Consider the following 14,505-nt stretch of genomic DNA (forward strand, 5'->3'; position numbering starts at 1 on the left):
TTCCTTCTTAACTTTTGCTGAGGATCCGGTATTCTATATGCTATAATAAAAATAGAATTTACAAGATAGATGAAAGCGGCAAAGAGGAGAAACATATGAACTATACATATATTGTAAGATGCAAAGACGGAAGCTTATATACAGGATGGACAAATAATCTAGAGAAACGGATAAAGGACCATAATGACGGAAAAGGCGCAAAATATACAAAATCACGCCGTCCGGTCGTTCTTGCCTATTACGAGGTGTTTCAGACAAAAGAAGAAGCTATGAAAAGAGAGTGTGCGATCAAAAAATTGAGCAGAAAAGGAAAAGAAAAACTTGTAGAAAAGAAAGAATGTGTATTCGAATAGAGTATTCGGACAGAGCAGTTGCTTTCATATATAAAAAGTACCTTGATCGTTTGACATAACTTGCTGTATGCCTTACTATCAGGGTACTTTTTAGTTTTCAGCTGTTTTTGCGGCAGTTCAGACGCCATATAAAAATCGGCTGGCTCTAGTAATTTTCAACCTTTCTTTCAAAATAAGCTTTTGGATGTGCACAGACAGGGCAGATTTCGGGTGCCTCTTCACCTTCATAGATAAAACCACAGTTGCCGCATTTCCATCCAAGAGGAGCTTCGCCTTTGAAAGTCTCGCCGGCACGGAAATGTGCTAAAAGTCTGTTATAGCGTGCTTCGTGAGAAGCTTCTACTTTTGCTACGCCACGGAATTTTGCTGCCAGTTCCGGAAATCCTTCGGCGTCAGCTTCTTCAGCCATACGTTTGTACATATCGGTCCATTCGTAGTTTTCACCGGCTGCTGCGTCTGCAAGATTTTCCTCTACATTTCCGATTCCGTGGAATTCTTTGAACCACATTTTTGCGTGTTCTTTTTCCTGTGCGGCAGTTTCTTCAAAGATATTGGCCATCTGTACATAACCGGCTTTTCTTGCAGCAGATGCATAATACGTATATTTATTGCGGGCCTGAGATTCCCCTGAAAATGCATCTATAAGATTTTGTTCGGTTTTTGTTCCTGCGTATTTGGACATATCATTTCCTCCTTTTTATTTATGAATACTGGCATACTGCTGTTGGCGTTACAATTTTATTATAAAAGTTTTTTTGAAGGAAAACAAATCTTTTTTCTAAGATACTATTGATCGGCTGATTTTTACAAAAAGGTGTATATGGGATTTACTTAAGCATAGTATCCCCTCTATGATCACGAGGCTGTTTATGCCCATATATACTATGGTAGATACGAGAATTATCCTTCTTTGTCTAGGTTCTGATTGGTATTTTTCTATTCCCGCAGAATATGAAACAGATTCTATTGGAATTAAAAGAAGCTGCAGAAGAGGCAGTAGAAAGTACAAATCAACAGCTGAAAGCAGAAAATACAAAATAAGAAAGAGAAAAAAGAGCACTGCAATATTTTGCAATGCTCTTTAAATATATACTTACTGATCAAAGATAGAATTAGCCAAAATATCTCTTTAACAGACCCTCGAAAGCCTTACCATGGCGAGCTTCATCTCTTGCCATTTCGTGTACAGTATCATGGATCGCATCCAGGTTTGCAGCTTTTGCACGTTTTGCAAGATCGAATTTTCCGGCAGTTGCTCCGTTCTCAGCATCTACTCTCATTTCAAGATTTTTCTTTGTGCTGTCTGTTACGACTTCACCTAACAATTCTGCGAATTTAGCAGCGTGTTCTGCTTCTTCGTAAGCAGCTTTTTCCCAGTACAATCCAATCTCAGGATAGCCTTCTCTGTGAGCAACTCTTGCCATAGCAAGGTACATTCCAACTTCAGAACATTCTCCTTCAAAGTTTGCTCTTAAATCAGCAAGGATATCTTCGCTTACACCTTTAGCAACACCTACAACGTGCTCTGCAGCCCATTCTCTGTCGCCTGTCTGCTCTTTGAATTTCTCAGCCGGTGCATGGCAAACTGGACATTCAGCCGGTGCAGCCTCTCCTTCATGAACATAACCACATACTGTACATACAAATTTTTTCATAGTTTTCGTCTCCTTTTCTTAATAAATATATTTTCTATGACTTTTTAATGCAGTCACCGCATTTACCATAAAAAAGTATGGAACTGGATTGGATCATGCCGTCAAAATTTTCTCCGGCTGTTCTATTGAATTCTTCGATATTTTTTACATCGATCTCTAGATCCAGTAGCTGTCCACACTCGGTACAAAGAAAATGATTGTGTGGCTCAAGCCTTCCATCAAATCTGTCGCCGCCGTCGGGAGTTGGTATCTTGATCGCTTCTCCAATTTCTGTGAGCAGATTTAAATTCCTGTAAACAGTTCCAAGACTGATATTGGGAAATTCTTTTTTCATATGAAGATAAACCGTATCGGCGGTTGGATGTTCCTTTGTTGTTGAAAGATAATGTTTGATGGATTCTCGTTGCCGACTATATTTTAAAGTTGCCAATGGAATCCCCCTTTCATGCTAAAACGATAACAGTAACAATTACTGTAATTAAAATATAGTACATAAAAATGAAAATGTCAATAGTAAAATCAAAAAAATATAAATTAAAATTAAATAGGAATAATTCGGACAAAATGTTACAAAATAGTTAATAAAAAGTTGCAAGAATTGTTTTTTTCTATATGTTATATGTCGAAAGTGTCGATATATGTATATTAAATAACTATAAAATTGGTTGACAGTCCAAGTATGTGTTGCTATAATGGCAACGTAATAAATTTAACAAATGTGTAACATTTAGAACTTCCTACAAAAGATAAAGACTGAAGATCAAGGAGGTTTTATATGAAAATGACACACATAAGGCAAAAGATAATTATTTCTGCCCTAGCAGGAGTAGTTATGATTCCGGGGAGTGCGATCACGGCAAAAGCCGCAGAACATAAAACAGAAGAAAGTTCTGTTTTGCCTGTCGCAGGAATCGAATCGGTACTGACAGAATGTTATGAAACAGAAGTAAAAGAAAATTTGAATCTGTATTTAGTGCCAACAGCAGAGGGTGAGTATTCAAATATGGCATTTTCTAATGTGGGTGATTTTACCTACATTAGAAGTGCACCGGATGAAACCAGTGACTGGGTTGGAAAATTATATAATGATTCTGCGGCAGAAGTATTAGAATACCAAGGTGACTGGGCAAAGATAAAATCAGGCGATGCGGAAGGATATGTACCGGCATCCTCTCTTTATATAGGAGAAGATGCAGAACAGCATGAAGACGAATTTCAAAAAGAAAAGATGAAAGTAGAGGCATATGTACTGAATGTACGTGCCGGACAAGGAGTACAAGCCGATATACTCACACAAGTGGAATTAAATGAAGAGTATACGGTAACAGGGGAGCCTGTAGATGGTTGGTATCCTGTAGAAATAGGAAATATTTCCGGATGGGTCTGCGGAGATTATATTACAGTTGAGACAGCCTATTCCTACGGTGAGACAAGAGAGGAAGAAGAGGCAAGAGCAGCAGATGAAGAAAATAAAGTACAGCAGCAGGAGGCAGATGAGTCTCAGACGCAGGAAACCGTTGCCGCGCAGACGCAAGAAACGACGGGACAGGCTGTTATTGAGTATGCCTGCCAGTTTATCGGAAATCCGTATGTATGGGGAGGAACGAGTTTAACAGAGGGGGCGGATTGTTCAGGCTTTGTACAGTCTGTATATGCACACTTTGGAATTTATTTACCAAGAACAACATGGGATATGGAAAGTGTAGGATATCCAGTCAGCTATGATGAGGCCCTTCCGGGTGATCTGGTATTATACGACGGACATGTTGGTTTATATATGGGAGATGGAACTATCGTTAATGCAATGAATGAAGCAGATGGAATCGGTATTTGCAGCGCCACATATACAAATATTATTACAATAAGAAGAATTTTATAAATCACAGATCTGGACAAAAACTGTACTCTGAAAATTAAAAAAGGAGTGCAGTTTTTCATGTCATTAAAAAGAAAAGATAGAAGAAAAATGAAAAGTAAAAACGATATGTGGAAAACAATACCAATATACAAAATGCACAAATTTGTTTAAAATTGTAAAAAAGCGTCGAGGATGGTAAAAAAGAAGTTTTCAACTTATCCACATTTAAAACAGAAAAAAACGTGGAAAACATTAGATTTTAAAAAAGTTATCCACATTATCCACATAAAAACATGTGTTTTTGGTGAATTACTCATGAGGAAAAAAGAACGAGTGTTTTGGTGAGTTATAATGAAATTGGGAATTTGTCGAAAAAAATCGGAAAAAATCTTGACTTTTAAGTAGTCTAAAAAAGTGAAAAAATTAATTTATTTTTCTGACGGTTGATAATTTGAAAATTAGGGATTATAATTAAAATCACTGAAAATAAAAAGGAGGAAATAGAAATGGCACAGATTTCTAAAAATACAACAATTGGAGAATTATTGAATATTTATCCGGAGGCAGCGCCTATTCTTATGGAGATAGGCATGCATTGTCTAGGGTGCCCATCCGCACAGATGGAATCTTTAGAAGAGGCAGCGATGGTTCATGGAATTGACGGGGATCTGCTGGTTGAGAAGATCAATGCAGCGATGGCGGCAGGAAAATAAAATATCGCAAATAAAAATACCGTTCGGGTTTTATACCGAACGGTATTTTTTTGAATCATATAGTATCTGCATTATAATGCGGATAGCTTTTGTACTGCATTAGCTGATATAAAGATTTCACAGTGTTCTTCTAAAAATGCGAGTATCGCAGCAGAGCCCTTTTCAGGAGATCCATACTCAGAAAGCATATTGCAAATCTTATTAAATTCATTCCCTTCGTGTTCTGCTTGTGCAAGAGCCAATATATACATGCGGCTTTCCGTATCATGATATAAAGTATTAGAACCTTGATATATCGGCGCAATCAGACGTGCCGCCTGGATTACGGCGTCAATTGTTTCAAAAGAAAACAAACGCACTGTAAAAGGTGGCGAAACCTCGCCGGTTTTTTTAGAGTCTGTTTTTGTAGTGGTGTTTGCTGCCGCTTCTTTTACCTTATTTAACAGGTTAAGAAATTCTTCTGCGCCCTCTAGTTTTTCCAGTGTGTCAGAGTTCATAGAGTCTGTGTCACCGGAGGAGGTAAATTTCGAAAATCTGGTATCTAATTCTTCGGGATCCTCCACCTTTGTTATGATCAATACAATAGAGTCGGCAGAAGCGGGAATCGCTTCGATCATTAAAGGAATATCCTCTGCTTCGAAACCAAAGTCAAAGGAAGCCTGCTGCATCATATCACGAAATAAAGATTTTGCTTTCTCTGTACCATATGCAAGTTCGCTCAATTTTAGATGGCGTGCGGCCAAATCAGCATGTGTCAAAGTACAACGAATTTGATTCTCATTCAGTTTTTCTATTTTCATATGATCACATCCTTATGAATTGATATATCAAATAGTATATCTTCTCACTATTAGTATAAACAAAAAATAAAAATATGTAAAGTGAAATAAATATAAGATTTAGGTTATCAACAAAATAGATGGACTTATGAACAAAAAACACATTGCAATCAAAAACACAAGTATCTATAATGGCAGTTACAGAAGATAGTATTCCTTGGTAGATATGAGTTTATACGGAAGGAGGAATACCAGTTACTTTTCTTAAATTTCTCGGTACAGTATATTTGTTTCTTCGATAAAGAGGGGGCGAATATATACCTTATTGGGCAAGATGCTCGTCTGGGTATAAAATCTATAGTCCTATGTCAGGACAAATTCAGCAAACAACGATGTTATCCGATGTGATTCATACTATCTTCCATCAAATGTCAGAAAACCGGCAGTATGTCACAAACACCTCTGTATGGTTTTATTGACAGATTTAACATATTTACCAGAATCGCCAGGGAGAGGAGGAGACCATGAGTAGGGACGAGTCAGTTTATAAAGAATTATTTGCAGAGTTAGAAAATTATGAAAAAAACGGAGTGAGTATTTTGATGGAAGACTGCAAGGCAAGTCCTATGCAGATTGTGACAGCATGCATGCTTAAAGAAGAAGGCAGCTATATGCGGGATTATGTACTAAATCCGGAAGGAAACATAGAATCTTTGGCTTTTATCAATATCAGCGGAAACAAATAGACATGGAATACCCCTTTACATGTTGGACAAAATAAAAAGTATATTCTGCAAAACCGCTTAAAATGTCATAAAAATGCCAAAATACTAATGACGGATATAAAAAATATGGTATAATAGCGAAGAAAGCGTATGATATGCTTATACAAATATGCATTTGAGGAGCAGCCGTAATGAGACAATAGTCGAAATGGTATGATATACGCAGATCTGTGTTTAAATATAAAGAAACATAGAATATTAAGGCCTGATTTAGGAGGTGCGGCATGGACGAAAGAGAAAGAAGAGGTGTGCAGACCCGCAGGGCGAGACAGCAGGAAATACAAAGAAGACGCCCAAGCAGCAGTGCCCGAAGGACCGGGGGAAGACCGGAGGCAGACAGAGCGGCTGGAAATCCAAATATGCAGAGAACAAGGCGCAGAAGCAGCCGTGCGAGACGTAGAAGAAGGAATTTGATCATCCGGACGTTTCTCTTTATTATCGTGCTTATTGCATTGATTGTAGGAGTTATATTTTGGAAGAAATACGGTTCATCGAATGAGAAGGCCGATTTGAATCAATACTACGGGTTAGTCAATGAGGATGATATGGCAGTTATAGTAAATAACCAGGTGATACGCAGCACGGATGATGCGGAAGCAGTATCTCCGGGAAAGATGTTTGACGGGATCCCTTATGTAGAATATTCCGTAGTCAGGGATAATATCAATAAAAGGATTTATTGGGATTCGAATGAAAATGTGCTTCTTTATACACTTCCTAATGGAAATGTGGCTGTAGAAGTGGGAAAGAAAGAATATACAGAGATTAATGAGACGAAAACCGAAGAATATGTGATTTTAAAAACAGAAGGTAAGACGGCATATATAGCACTGCCATTTATCGAAAAGTATACGAATATGGTATATTCTGTTTATAAAAAGCCTGGCAGAGCAGTGATCACCAGCGAATGGGGAAAGGTGCAGACGGCCAAATTAAAAAGAGATACAGAAGTCCGTTATCAAGGCGGTGTAAAAAGTCCGATTTTAACAGAAGTAGAAAAGGCGGATAAAGTAACTGTTCTTGAGGATGAGGACAATTGGAAGAAGGTTGCCACTGCGGACGGTTTTGTGGGCTATGTAAAGACGAGTTCTTTAAAAGATGAGAAAACGGAAACTCTTTCCAATGATTTTGAGGAACCTGTATATACAAATATCTCAGAAGACCATACGATTAATATGGCATGGCACAATGTGGAAAATGAAGATGCAAATAATTATGTTCTTGAGACAATAGCAGGGACAAAAGGACTTACAACGATCGCGCCGACATGGTTTAATCTTGCGGATACGGAAGGAAATATTTCATCAATTGCAAATTCTAACTATGTAAATTATGCACATCAATCTAAATTAGAAGTTTGGGCAGTATTAAGAGATTTTCATGGTGGGATTAATTCCTATGACGAGACATACCAGGTATTAAGTTATACTTCAAAGAGAACAAATGTGATCAATCAGGTTATTGCTGCTGCATTACAGTCAGGGGTAGATGGAATTAATTTGGATTTTGAGCTTATTTCAAGCGAATGTGGAGAACATTATATCCAGTTTGTGAGAGAATTATCAGTAAAATGTCGGCAGAACGGACTGGTTTTTTCTGTGGACAATTATGTTCCGCAGCCCTATAATGCACATTATGACCTAGAAGAACAGGGGATTATGGCAGATTATGTAATCCTCATGGCATATGATGAACATACAGAAGGTTCGTATGAGGCGGGTTCGGTATCCTCTTATGATTATGTGAAGACGGGTATTGAGGATGCGCTGAAAATGGTGCCAAATACAAAATTAATTGCCGGTATTCCATTTTATACACGGTTATGGTTGGAAACGCCAAAGACAGAGCAGGAGCTTGCGGAAGAGGAAGGTACAGAGGCGGCTGATTATCCAAATAAAGTGACCAGTTCGGCACTAGGAATGGATGAGGCCGTCGATACGCTCCAATCTGTAGGCGCCCAGGCGGAATGGGATGATACGGCAAAGCAGAACTATGCTTCATGGGAGACGGATGAAGGCACATATAAAATATGGCTGGAGGACAGTGCTTCCATTGAGGAAAAATTAAAATTGATCAAGCAGAATAAATTAGCAGGTGTTGCTGAGTGGAAACTTGGTTGGGAAAATGCAAGTGTTTGGGATTTGATTCTTCAGTATGTAAACTAGATATAAAATTTCATGAAAGGGACATCCTTCTTTCGCATATAGTATACTATGTGGAAAGGAGGATGTTTTTTGCAAAGAAAAGTAAAAATCGCGGGAGTGATATTGCTGCTGCTTGGAATAGTGGTTGCCTGCCGAATAGGCGGAGAATATTTATATGATCACATAAATACGGAAATAGAGACGGCAGGAAAAACGATATCGGACAGAGAAAAACCTGTAGTTGTCGTAGATGCGGGACATGGTGGCGGCGATCCCGGCAAGATAGGAGTAAATGACGCAAAAGAAAAGGATATAAATTTAAGTATTGCTGTATATTTGAAGAAATATCTGGAAAAAGAAGAGATACAGGTAATTATGACAAGAGAAGATGAGGAAAGATTGGCAGACTCACAAGTAGGAGATTTAAAAGCAAGGGTAAGAATGATCAATGAACATAGTCCTGATCTTACAGTCAGCATTCACCAGAACAGTTACCATGAGTCTTCTGTTCATGGCGCGCAGGTATTCTATTATACACATTCACAGGAATCTAAAAAGGCAGCGGAAATTATGCAGGAATCGATAAAAACAGCAGATAAAAGAGGGAGCAGACAGGCAAAAGCAAACGATACATATTATCTTTTGGAAAAGACGAAAACACCGATTATTATTATGGAATGTGGTTTTTTGAGTAATCATGAGGAAGCGGAGAAATTGGTTACAGAAAAATACCAAAAAGATGTGGCAAAGTCGATTTCAAATGGAATCGTAGAATACCTGGAAAGCAGATAAAGTAGTTTTTTTTTAAAGTAAATAATGGTATAATGAAGCGTATGAGAACAAAAATAAAAAAAGTGGATAAAAATAAAATTGAAGAATCTATTATACAGGAAGCCGGAGAGATATTAAGGCAGGGAGGTCTTGTTGCTTTTCCTACAGAGACAGTGTACGGATTGGGGGCGAATGCTCTGGATGAAGAAGCGGCAAAAAAGACATATGCGGCAAAGGGCCGGCCATCAGACAATCCTTTGATCGTTCATATTGCAGATAAGGAGGATCTGAAAAAAATCGCAGTTCATATCCCACCGGAAACAGAAGCATTGATGAATCATTTCTGGCCCGGACCTCTTACGATGATATTCAAGAAGAGTGCAGTGGTCCCCTATGGAACAACGGGAGGATTAGATACAGTGGCTGTTCGTATGCCAAGCGATCCGATTGCTGCGCAGCTTATTAAAGCAGCAGGAGGATTTGTGTCTGCACCGAGTGCGAATACTTCAGGTCGTCCAAGTCCTACTGCTGCAGACCATGTCGCGGAGGATCTGGATGGCAAGATAGATATGATATTAGATGGCGGAAGCGTGGAAATAGGCTTAGAATCTACAATATTGGATATGACTGTAATACCGCCTATGATCCTGCGGCCGGGAGCGATCACAGCAGATATGTTTGAAAAAGTAATAGGCACAGTTGGTGTAGATGAGACATTATTAGGATGTGAAAGTGACAAACCGCCTAAAGCTCCGGGAATGAAATACAGGCATTATGCGCCTAAGGCAAAATTAATGATCGTAGAAGGAGATTTAAGAGAAGAAATTTTGGCGATCCGACAGCTGGCATATGAAGGATATAGACAAGGAAAAATGGTTGGGATCATTGCTACAAACGAGACAAATCAATTTTATAAATATGGTGTGATCAAAAATATTGGAACAAGAGAAAATGAAAAAACAATTGCAAGGAACCTGTATCGTATTTTAAGAGAATTTGATGAAGAAAATGTAGAGGTGATATACAGCGAATCTTTTGCGATGCGGGGCTTGGGAAAGGCGATCATGAATCGCCTGGAGAAGGCGGCCGGGCATTTGCGCCTGTCTGCTACAACAATCGTGCAGGAACAAAAATATCGAAGAATATTGTTTGTCAGCAGTACCGATACAAGTAGAGGCCCGATGGCGGCTGAACTGCTGCGTGCACAAGATCTGGAACAGGAATATGTGATTGATTCTAAAGGTTTGATTGTATTGTTTCCAGAGCCTGTAAATCAGAAAATAGAAGCGATCATGAAAAGTGCTCGACTGAGTCTTGAGAAACATTTTTCTTGTCAATTAAAAGAAGAAGATTTACAGGAAGACACTCTAGTATTGACAATGGATGTAAAGCAGAAGAAAAAGATTTTGGCAGAGTTTCAAAATACAGAAAATGTATATACGTTCAGTGAATTTGTCGGAAACGAAATAGAAGATGACATTCCTAATCCGTATGGACAACCGCTTACATCTTATGGTGAGTGCTATGAAAAAATGTTAAAGTTAATTGAAAAGTTAACAAATAAATTAAATTCATATACTAAAGGAGGAAAATGATGTCAAAAATTCACGTGATGGAGCACCCGTTGATTCAGCATAAAATCAGCTACATCAGGCGGGAAGACGTAGGTACTAAAGAATTTAGGGAAGTAATAGGTGAAATTGCTGGGCTGATGTGTTATGAAGCCACGCGCGACCTGAAATTAGCGGATGTGAAAATCAAAACTCCTATTACGGAAACATGGGGGAAAGAACTAACAGGCAAGAAATTAGCAGTAGTGCCTATTTTAAGGGCAGGCCTGGGAATGGTTGACGGGATGCTTTCTTTGATCCCAACCGCAAAGGTAGGGCATATCGGACTGTATAGAGATCCAGAGACATTTCAGCCGGTTGAATATTACTGTAAACTGCCGGCGGATTGTGAAGAACGAGAAGTGTTTGTAGTAGATCCAATGCTTGCAACAGGTGGTTCCAGCACAGCGGCAATTCAGATGTTGAAAGAAAAAGGGGTAAAGCACATTCGTTTTATGTGTATTATTGCAGCTCCGGAGGGTGTTAAGAAGATGCAAGAAGAGCATCCAGATGTAGATCTATACATTGGTGCACTGGATGAAAAATTGAATGATCATGCATATATCGTCCCAGGTTTGGGGGATGCCGGGGATCGGATTTTCGGGACGAAATAGGAGGAGATACAGATGTCTGGAAAAAGGAAAGACTATTTGTCATGGGATGAATATTTTATGGGGGTAGCCATGCTTGCCGGTATGCGATCAAAAGATCCCAACACGCAGGTGGGCTGTTGTATTGTGAGTAAGGATAATAAAATTTTGTCCATGGGTTATAATGGTTTTCCGATTGGGTGTTCAGACGATGAATTTCCTTGGGCGAGAGAGGGGGAAGACCCTCTCGAGACAAAATATGTATATTCCACGCACAGTGAATTGAATGCGATTTTAAACTATAATGGCGGAAGTCTGGCAGGGGCAAAGTTATATGTCTCCTTATTTCCCTGCAATGAATGCGCAAAGGCGATCATCCAGTCGGGAATCAAAGAAGTAATATACGACTGTGATAAGTACGCAGATACTCCCAGTGTGATCGCATCCAAGAGAATGATGGATGCTTCCGGAGTACATTACCGCCAGTATCACCATACAAACAGAGAAGTAAAGATTTTTCTGTAACATAATTATAGTATAAATAGAAAAAAGAGGTGCTGATATTGTGGCGATTCGGACAGTAAATGTAAAGGAAATAACTGAAAATATAAAAGAGATGTGTATAGAGGTGAACCATCATCTTTCTTCTGATATGGTTAAAGCGATGAAACAGGCAGAAAAAAAGGAAAAATCGCCTCTTGGATGTCAGATCCTGGAGCAGCTTCAGGAAAATTTAACGATTGCGTCGGAAGATATGATTCCCATCTGTCAGGATACGGGAATGGCAGTTGTTTTTCTTGATGTCGGACAAGATGTACATTTCGAAGGCGGAAACCTCGAAGAAGCAGTAAATGAAGGGGTACGCTTGGGATATCTAGAGGGATTTTTGAGAAAATCGGTTGTGAAAGATCCTGTTGTAAGAGAAAATACAAAAGATAATACACCGGCTGTTCTTCATACAAGAATCGTGACCGGAGATAAGGTGAAAATAAAAGTTGCGCCGAAAGGTTTTGGAAGTGAAAATATGAGCCGTGTTTTTATGCTGAAGCCTGCGGAAGGGATCGAAGGAGTAAAAGAGGCGGTGCTGACGGCGGTAAAAGACGCGGGGCCAAATGCATGTCCACCTATGGTAATAGGGGTTGGAATCGGAGGTACATTTGAAAAATGTGCTTTAATGGCAAAAGAAGCGTTGACACGGCAAACAGGTCTACATTCTGAAATTTCTTGGGTAAAAGATTTGGAAGAAGAATTATTGAAAAGAATAAATGAACTGGGGATTGGCCCTGGCGGACTAGGAGGCACTGTTACAGCTTTGGCGGTCCATGTGAATACGTATCCAACTCATATAGCAGGTTTACCTGTCGGAGTAAATATCTGTTGTCATGTAAACCGTCATATAACACGGACAGTATAGAGCGAGGAGGTTATTACGGTGAACAGACATATAAATGTACCTATTACAAAAGAAACAGCCCAGACTTTACAGGCGGGAGATTATGTATATATCACAGGAACGATCTATACAGCACGAGATGCAGCTCACAAAAGAATGCATGAGATATTACAGGAAGGCGGTACTTTGCCATTGGATATAAATGAGCAGGTGATTTATTATATGGGGCCATCACCTGCCCGTGAGGGCCGGCCTATTGGTTCGGCAGGACCGACTACGGCAAGCCGTATGGATAAATATGCTCCACAGCTTTTGGATTTGGGGTTGGGTGCGATGATCGGGAAAGGAAAGCGCAGTCCGGCAGTAATAGATGCTATCATAAGAAACAAAGCAGTGTATTTTGCGGCAGTAGGAGGCGCAGGGGCTTTGCTTTCTAAATGTATTAAAAAATCAGACATTATCGCATATGAAGATTTGGGGACAGAGGCTATACGTAGACTTGAAGTAGAGGAATTTCCGGTTATCGTGGTAATAGATTCGAAAGGAAATAATCTTTATGAAACAGCTATTGAGGAATATTGTCTGGAAAATACGTGTGATCGAAGATCGGTATAACAATAGAGGAAGGACAAAAAATTAATGAAACGCATTTTACTGATGGTATTTCGCAATATTTTACTTGTGCCCTATATGTGGGTACGTTTATGTTATAGGGCTGCCCATACAGAAAAGTATACAGAAAGTGATCAATATGCTTTTTTGAAATGGATAGTTATTCATGCCAATAAAGGGGGAAATGTACATATTGATGTACACGGGACGGAAAATATTCCAAAGGCCGGAGGCTTTATGCTTTATCCAAATCACCAGGGGTTATATGATGTCCTTGCTGTTTTAGAAGCGTGTCCAACACCGTTTTCGGTGGTCGCAAAGAAGGAAATAGCGAATATTCCGTTTTTAAAACAGGTATTTGCCTGCATGAAGGCATATATGCTTGACAGAGGAGATGTACGTCAGGCAATGAAAGTTATACTGGATGTGTCAGAAGAAGTAAAAAAAGGAAGAAATTATTTAATATTTGCGGAAGGAACAAGATCGAAACAAGGCAATCGTATCGGAGAGTTTAAAGGAGGAAGTTTTAAAGCAGCAACAAAAGCAAAATGTCCAATTGTCCCGGTTGCCTTGCTAGATTCTTTTAAACCATTCGATACGAATACGATTACCCCTGTAATTGTACAAGTACATTTCTTAAAACCTCTCGAATACGAGGTTTATAAAGAAATGAAAACAACAGAAATAGCGGCGTTGGTTCACGATAAAATACAAAAAACGATTGACGCAGCGCAAAATATTTCTTCTTTATAGAAGGAGAGGAGTCGCAGGAATTTCTTTAATGAAAGAACATGTTGGTTTTACGTGCTGTGATCTGCGTATAGAAAGAAGATAAATATCAGAAAAACTTTTATTTTACCGTTGACATTATAAATTCACTTTAGTATAATAAGTCTTGCGTTATCGTATAGAATAGAATATTTACTATAGATGAGTTCTATAGCAGATTTCAGAATCAGGAGAAATACTCAAGAGGCTGAAGAGGCGCCCCTGCTAAGGGTGTAGGTCGGGAAACCGGCGCGAGGGTTCAAATCCCTCTTTCTCCGTTTGATATTATCCAGAAACTACTGGCATAACCAGTAGTTTTTACATTTCAACTATTGGATTGTATGGGTGATTTCATAAAAACACTAAATGTAGTATGTAAAATAGGTGTCAGAAAAAAGTTTAAAAAAAGTTAAAAAAAGGCTTGACAAAAACTGGCAGCAAATGATATTATGTTTAGGCTGACTCGTGAGAGAA

Annotated in this window: 16 protein-coding genes and 1 tRNA gene; 13 read left to right on the top strand and 4 right to left on the bottom strand. The window is 39.0% G+C overall.

What is annotated here, in order from left to right:
* The first annotated feature begins 95 nt into the window (after positions 1–95).
* Complete coding sequence (locus tag WKT01_RS13200) at positions 96–353, top strand: GIY-YIG nuclease family protein (protein ID WP_059070267.1); 258 nt, start codon at positions 96–98, stop codon at positions 351–353.
* 145 nt (positions 354–498) lie between these two features.
* Here WKT01_RS13200 and rbr read toward each other — a convergent pair whose 3' ends face one another.
* From rbr to WKT01_RS13215, 3 genes are all read right to left on the bottom strand, one after another.
* Positions 499–1,035, bottom strand: a complete 537-nt coding sequence (gene rbr / locus WKT01_RS13205; protein WP_059066926.1) for a rubrerythrin — start codon at positions 1,033–1,035, stop codon at positions 499–501.
* A gap of 430 nt (positions 1,036–1,465) precedes the next feature.
* Positions 1,466–2,008 carry an NADH peroxidase gene (locus WKT01_RS13210; protein WP_059066922.1) on the bottom strand — a complete coding sequence of 181 codons (543 nt, stop codon included), beginning with the start codon at positions 2,006–2,008 and terminating at the stop codon, positions 1,466–1,468.
* A 34-nt stretch (positions 2,009–2,042) separates the two neighbouring features.
* Entirely contained in the window at positions 2,043–2,438 is a 396-nt protein-coding gene (locus tag WKT01_RS13215; RefSeq protein WP_059066920.1) for a Fur family transcriptional regulator, read from the bottom strand.
* 345 nt (positions 2,439–2,783) lie between these two features.
* Between WKT01_RS13215 and WKT01_RS13220 the strand changes: the two genes are divergently transcribed.
* Complete coding sequence (locus WKT01_RS13220) at positions 2,784–3,887, top strand: C40 family peptidase (protein WP_117975815.1); 1,104 nt, start codon at positions 2,784–2,786, stop codon at positions 3,885–3,887.
* 485 nt (positions 3,888–4,372) lie between these two features.
* Complete coding sequence (locus WKT01_RS13225; protein ID WP_059066916.1) at positions 4,373–4,579, top strand: DUF1858 domain-containing protein; 207 nt, start codon at positions 4,373–4,375, stop codon at positions 4,577–4,579.
* A gap of 71 nt (positions 4,580–4,650) precedes the next feature.
* On the opposite strand, the gene WKT01_RS13230 is transcribed toward WKT01_RS13225, so the two are convergent.
* Positions 4,651–5,379 carry an adaptor protein MecA gene (locus tag WKT01_RS13230; protein WP_059066913.1) on the bottom strand — a complete coding sequence of 243 codons (729 nt, stop codon included), beginning with the start codon at positions 5,377–5,379 and terminating at the stop codon, positions 4,651–4,653.
* Between the two features lie 503 nt (positions 5,380–5,882).
* Here WKT01_RS13230 and WKT01_RS13235 point away from each other — a divergent pair.
* The 10 genes from WKT01_RS13235 to WKT01_RS13280 all read left to right on the top strand — a co-directional run bounded on the left by WKT01_RS13235 (position 5,883) and on the right by WKT01_RS13280 (position 14,309).
* A complete protein-coding gene (locus WKT01_RS13235) occupies positions 5,883–6,104 on the top strand; it encodes a hypothetical protein (RefSeq protein ID WP_059066912.1) in 222 nt (73 codons plus the stop codon).
* A gap of 263 nt (positions 6,105–6,367) precedes the next feature.
* Positions 6,368–8,308 carry a glycosyl hydrolase family 18 protein gene (locus WKT01_RS13240; protein WP_340312672.1) on the top strand — a complete coding sequence of 647 codons (1,941 nt, stop codon included), beginning with the start codon at positions 6,368–6,370 and terminating at the stop codon, positions 8,306–8,308.
* Between the two features lie 69 nt (positions 8,309–8,377).
* On the top strand, positions 8,378–9,079 hold the full coding sequence (locus WKT01_RS13245) for an N-acetylmuramoyl-L-alanine amidase family protein (protein ID WP_340312673.1): 702 nt from the start codon (positions 8,378–8,380) through the stop codon (positions 9,077–9,079).
* A 41-nt stretch (positions 9,080–9,120) separates the two neighbouring features.
* Complete coding sequence (locus WKT01_RS13250) at positions 9,121–10,653, top strand: L-threonylcarbamoyladenylate synthase (protein ID WP_340312674.1); 1,533 nt, start codon at positions 9,121–9,123, stop codon at positions 10,651–10,653.
* Positions 10,653–11,282 carry a uracil phosphoribosyltransferase gene (upp, locus tag WKT01_RS13255; protein ID WP_059066903.1) on the top strand — a complete coding sequence of 210 codons (630 nt, stop codon included), beginning with the start codon at positions 10,653–10,655 and terminating at the stop codon, positions 11,280–11,282. Before WKT01_RS13250 ends, upp begins: the two co-directional genes overlap by 1 nt.
* A 12-nt stretch (positions 11,283–11,294) precedes the next feature.
* Positions 11,295–11,783 carry a deoxycytidylate deaminase gene (locus WKT01_RS13260; protein WP_059066901.1) on the top strand — a complete coding sequence of 163 codons (489 nt, stop codon included), beginning with the start codon at positions 11,295–11,297 and terminating at the stop codon, positions 11,781–11,783.
* Positions 11,784–11,829: 46 nt separating this feature from the next.
* On the top strand, positions 11,830–12,672 hold the full coding sequence (locus WKT01_RS13265; RefSeq protein WP_117975820.1) for a fumarate hydratase: 843 nt from the start codon (positions 11,830–11,832) through the stop codon (positions 12,670–12,672).
* Positions 12,673–12,690: 18 nt separating this feature from the next.
* The gene (locus WKT01_RS13270; RefSeq protein ID WP_117975818.1) at positions 12,691–13,266 is read left to right on the top strand and encodes a Fe-S-containing hydro-lyase; all 576 of its coding nucleotides are present in this window, start codon (positions 12,691–12,693) and stop codon (positions 13,264–13,266) included.
* 24 nt (positions 13,267–13,290) lie between these two features.
* Positions 13,291–14,016: a lysophospholipid acyltransferase family protein gene (locus tag WKT01_RS13275; RefSeq protein ID WP_270396137.1), complete on the top strand. Its 726-nt coding sequence runs from the start codon at positions 13,291–13,293 to the stop codon at positions 14,014–14,016.
* A 205-nt stretch (positions 14,017–14,221) separates the two neighbouring features.
* A tRNA-Ser gene (locus tag WKT01_RS13280) sits at positions 14,222–14,309 on the top strand.
* Positions 14,310–14,505 lie beyond the last annotated feature (196 nt).

It is taken from the genome of Mediterraneibacter sp. ICN-202921 (assembly GCF_037890075.1).
GTDB classification, from domain to species: Bacteria; Bacillota; Clostridia; order Lachnospirales; family Lachnospiraceae; genus Mediterraneibacter; species Mediterraneibacter massiliensis.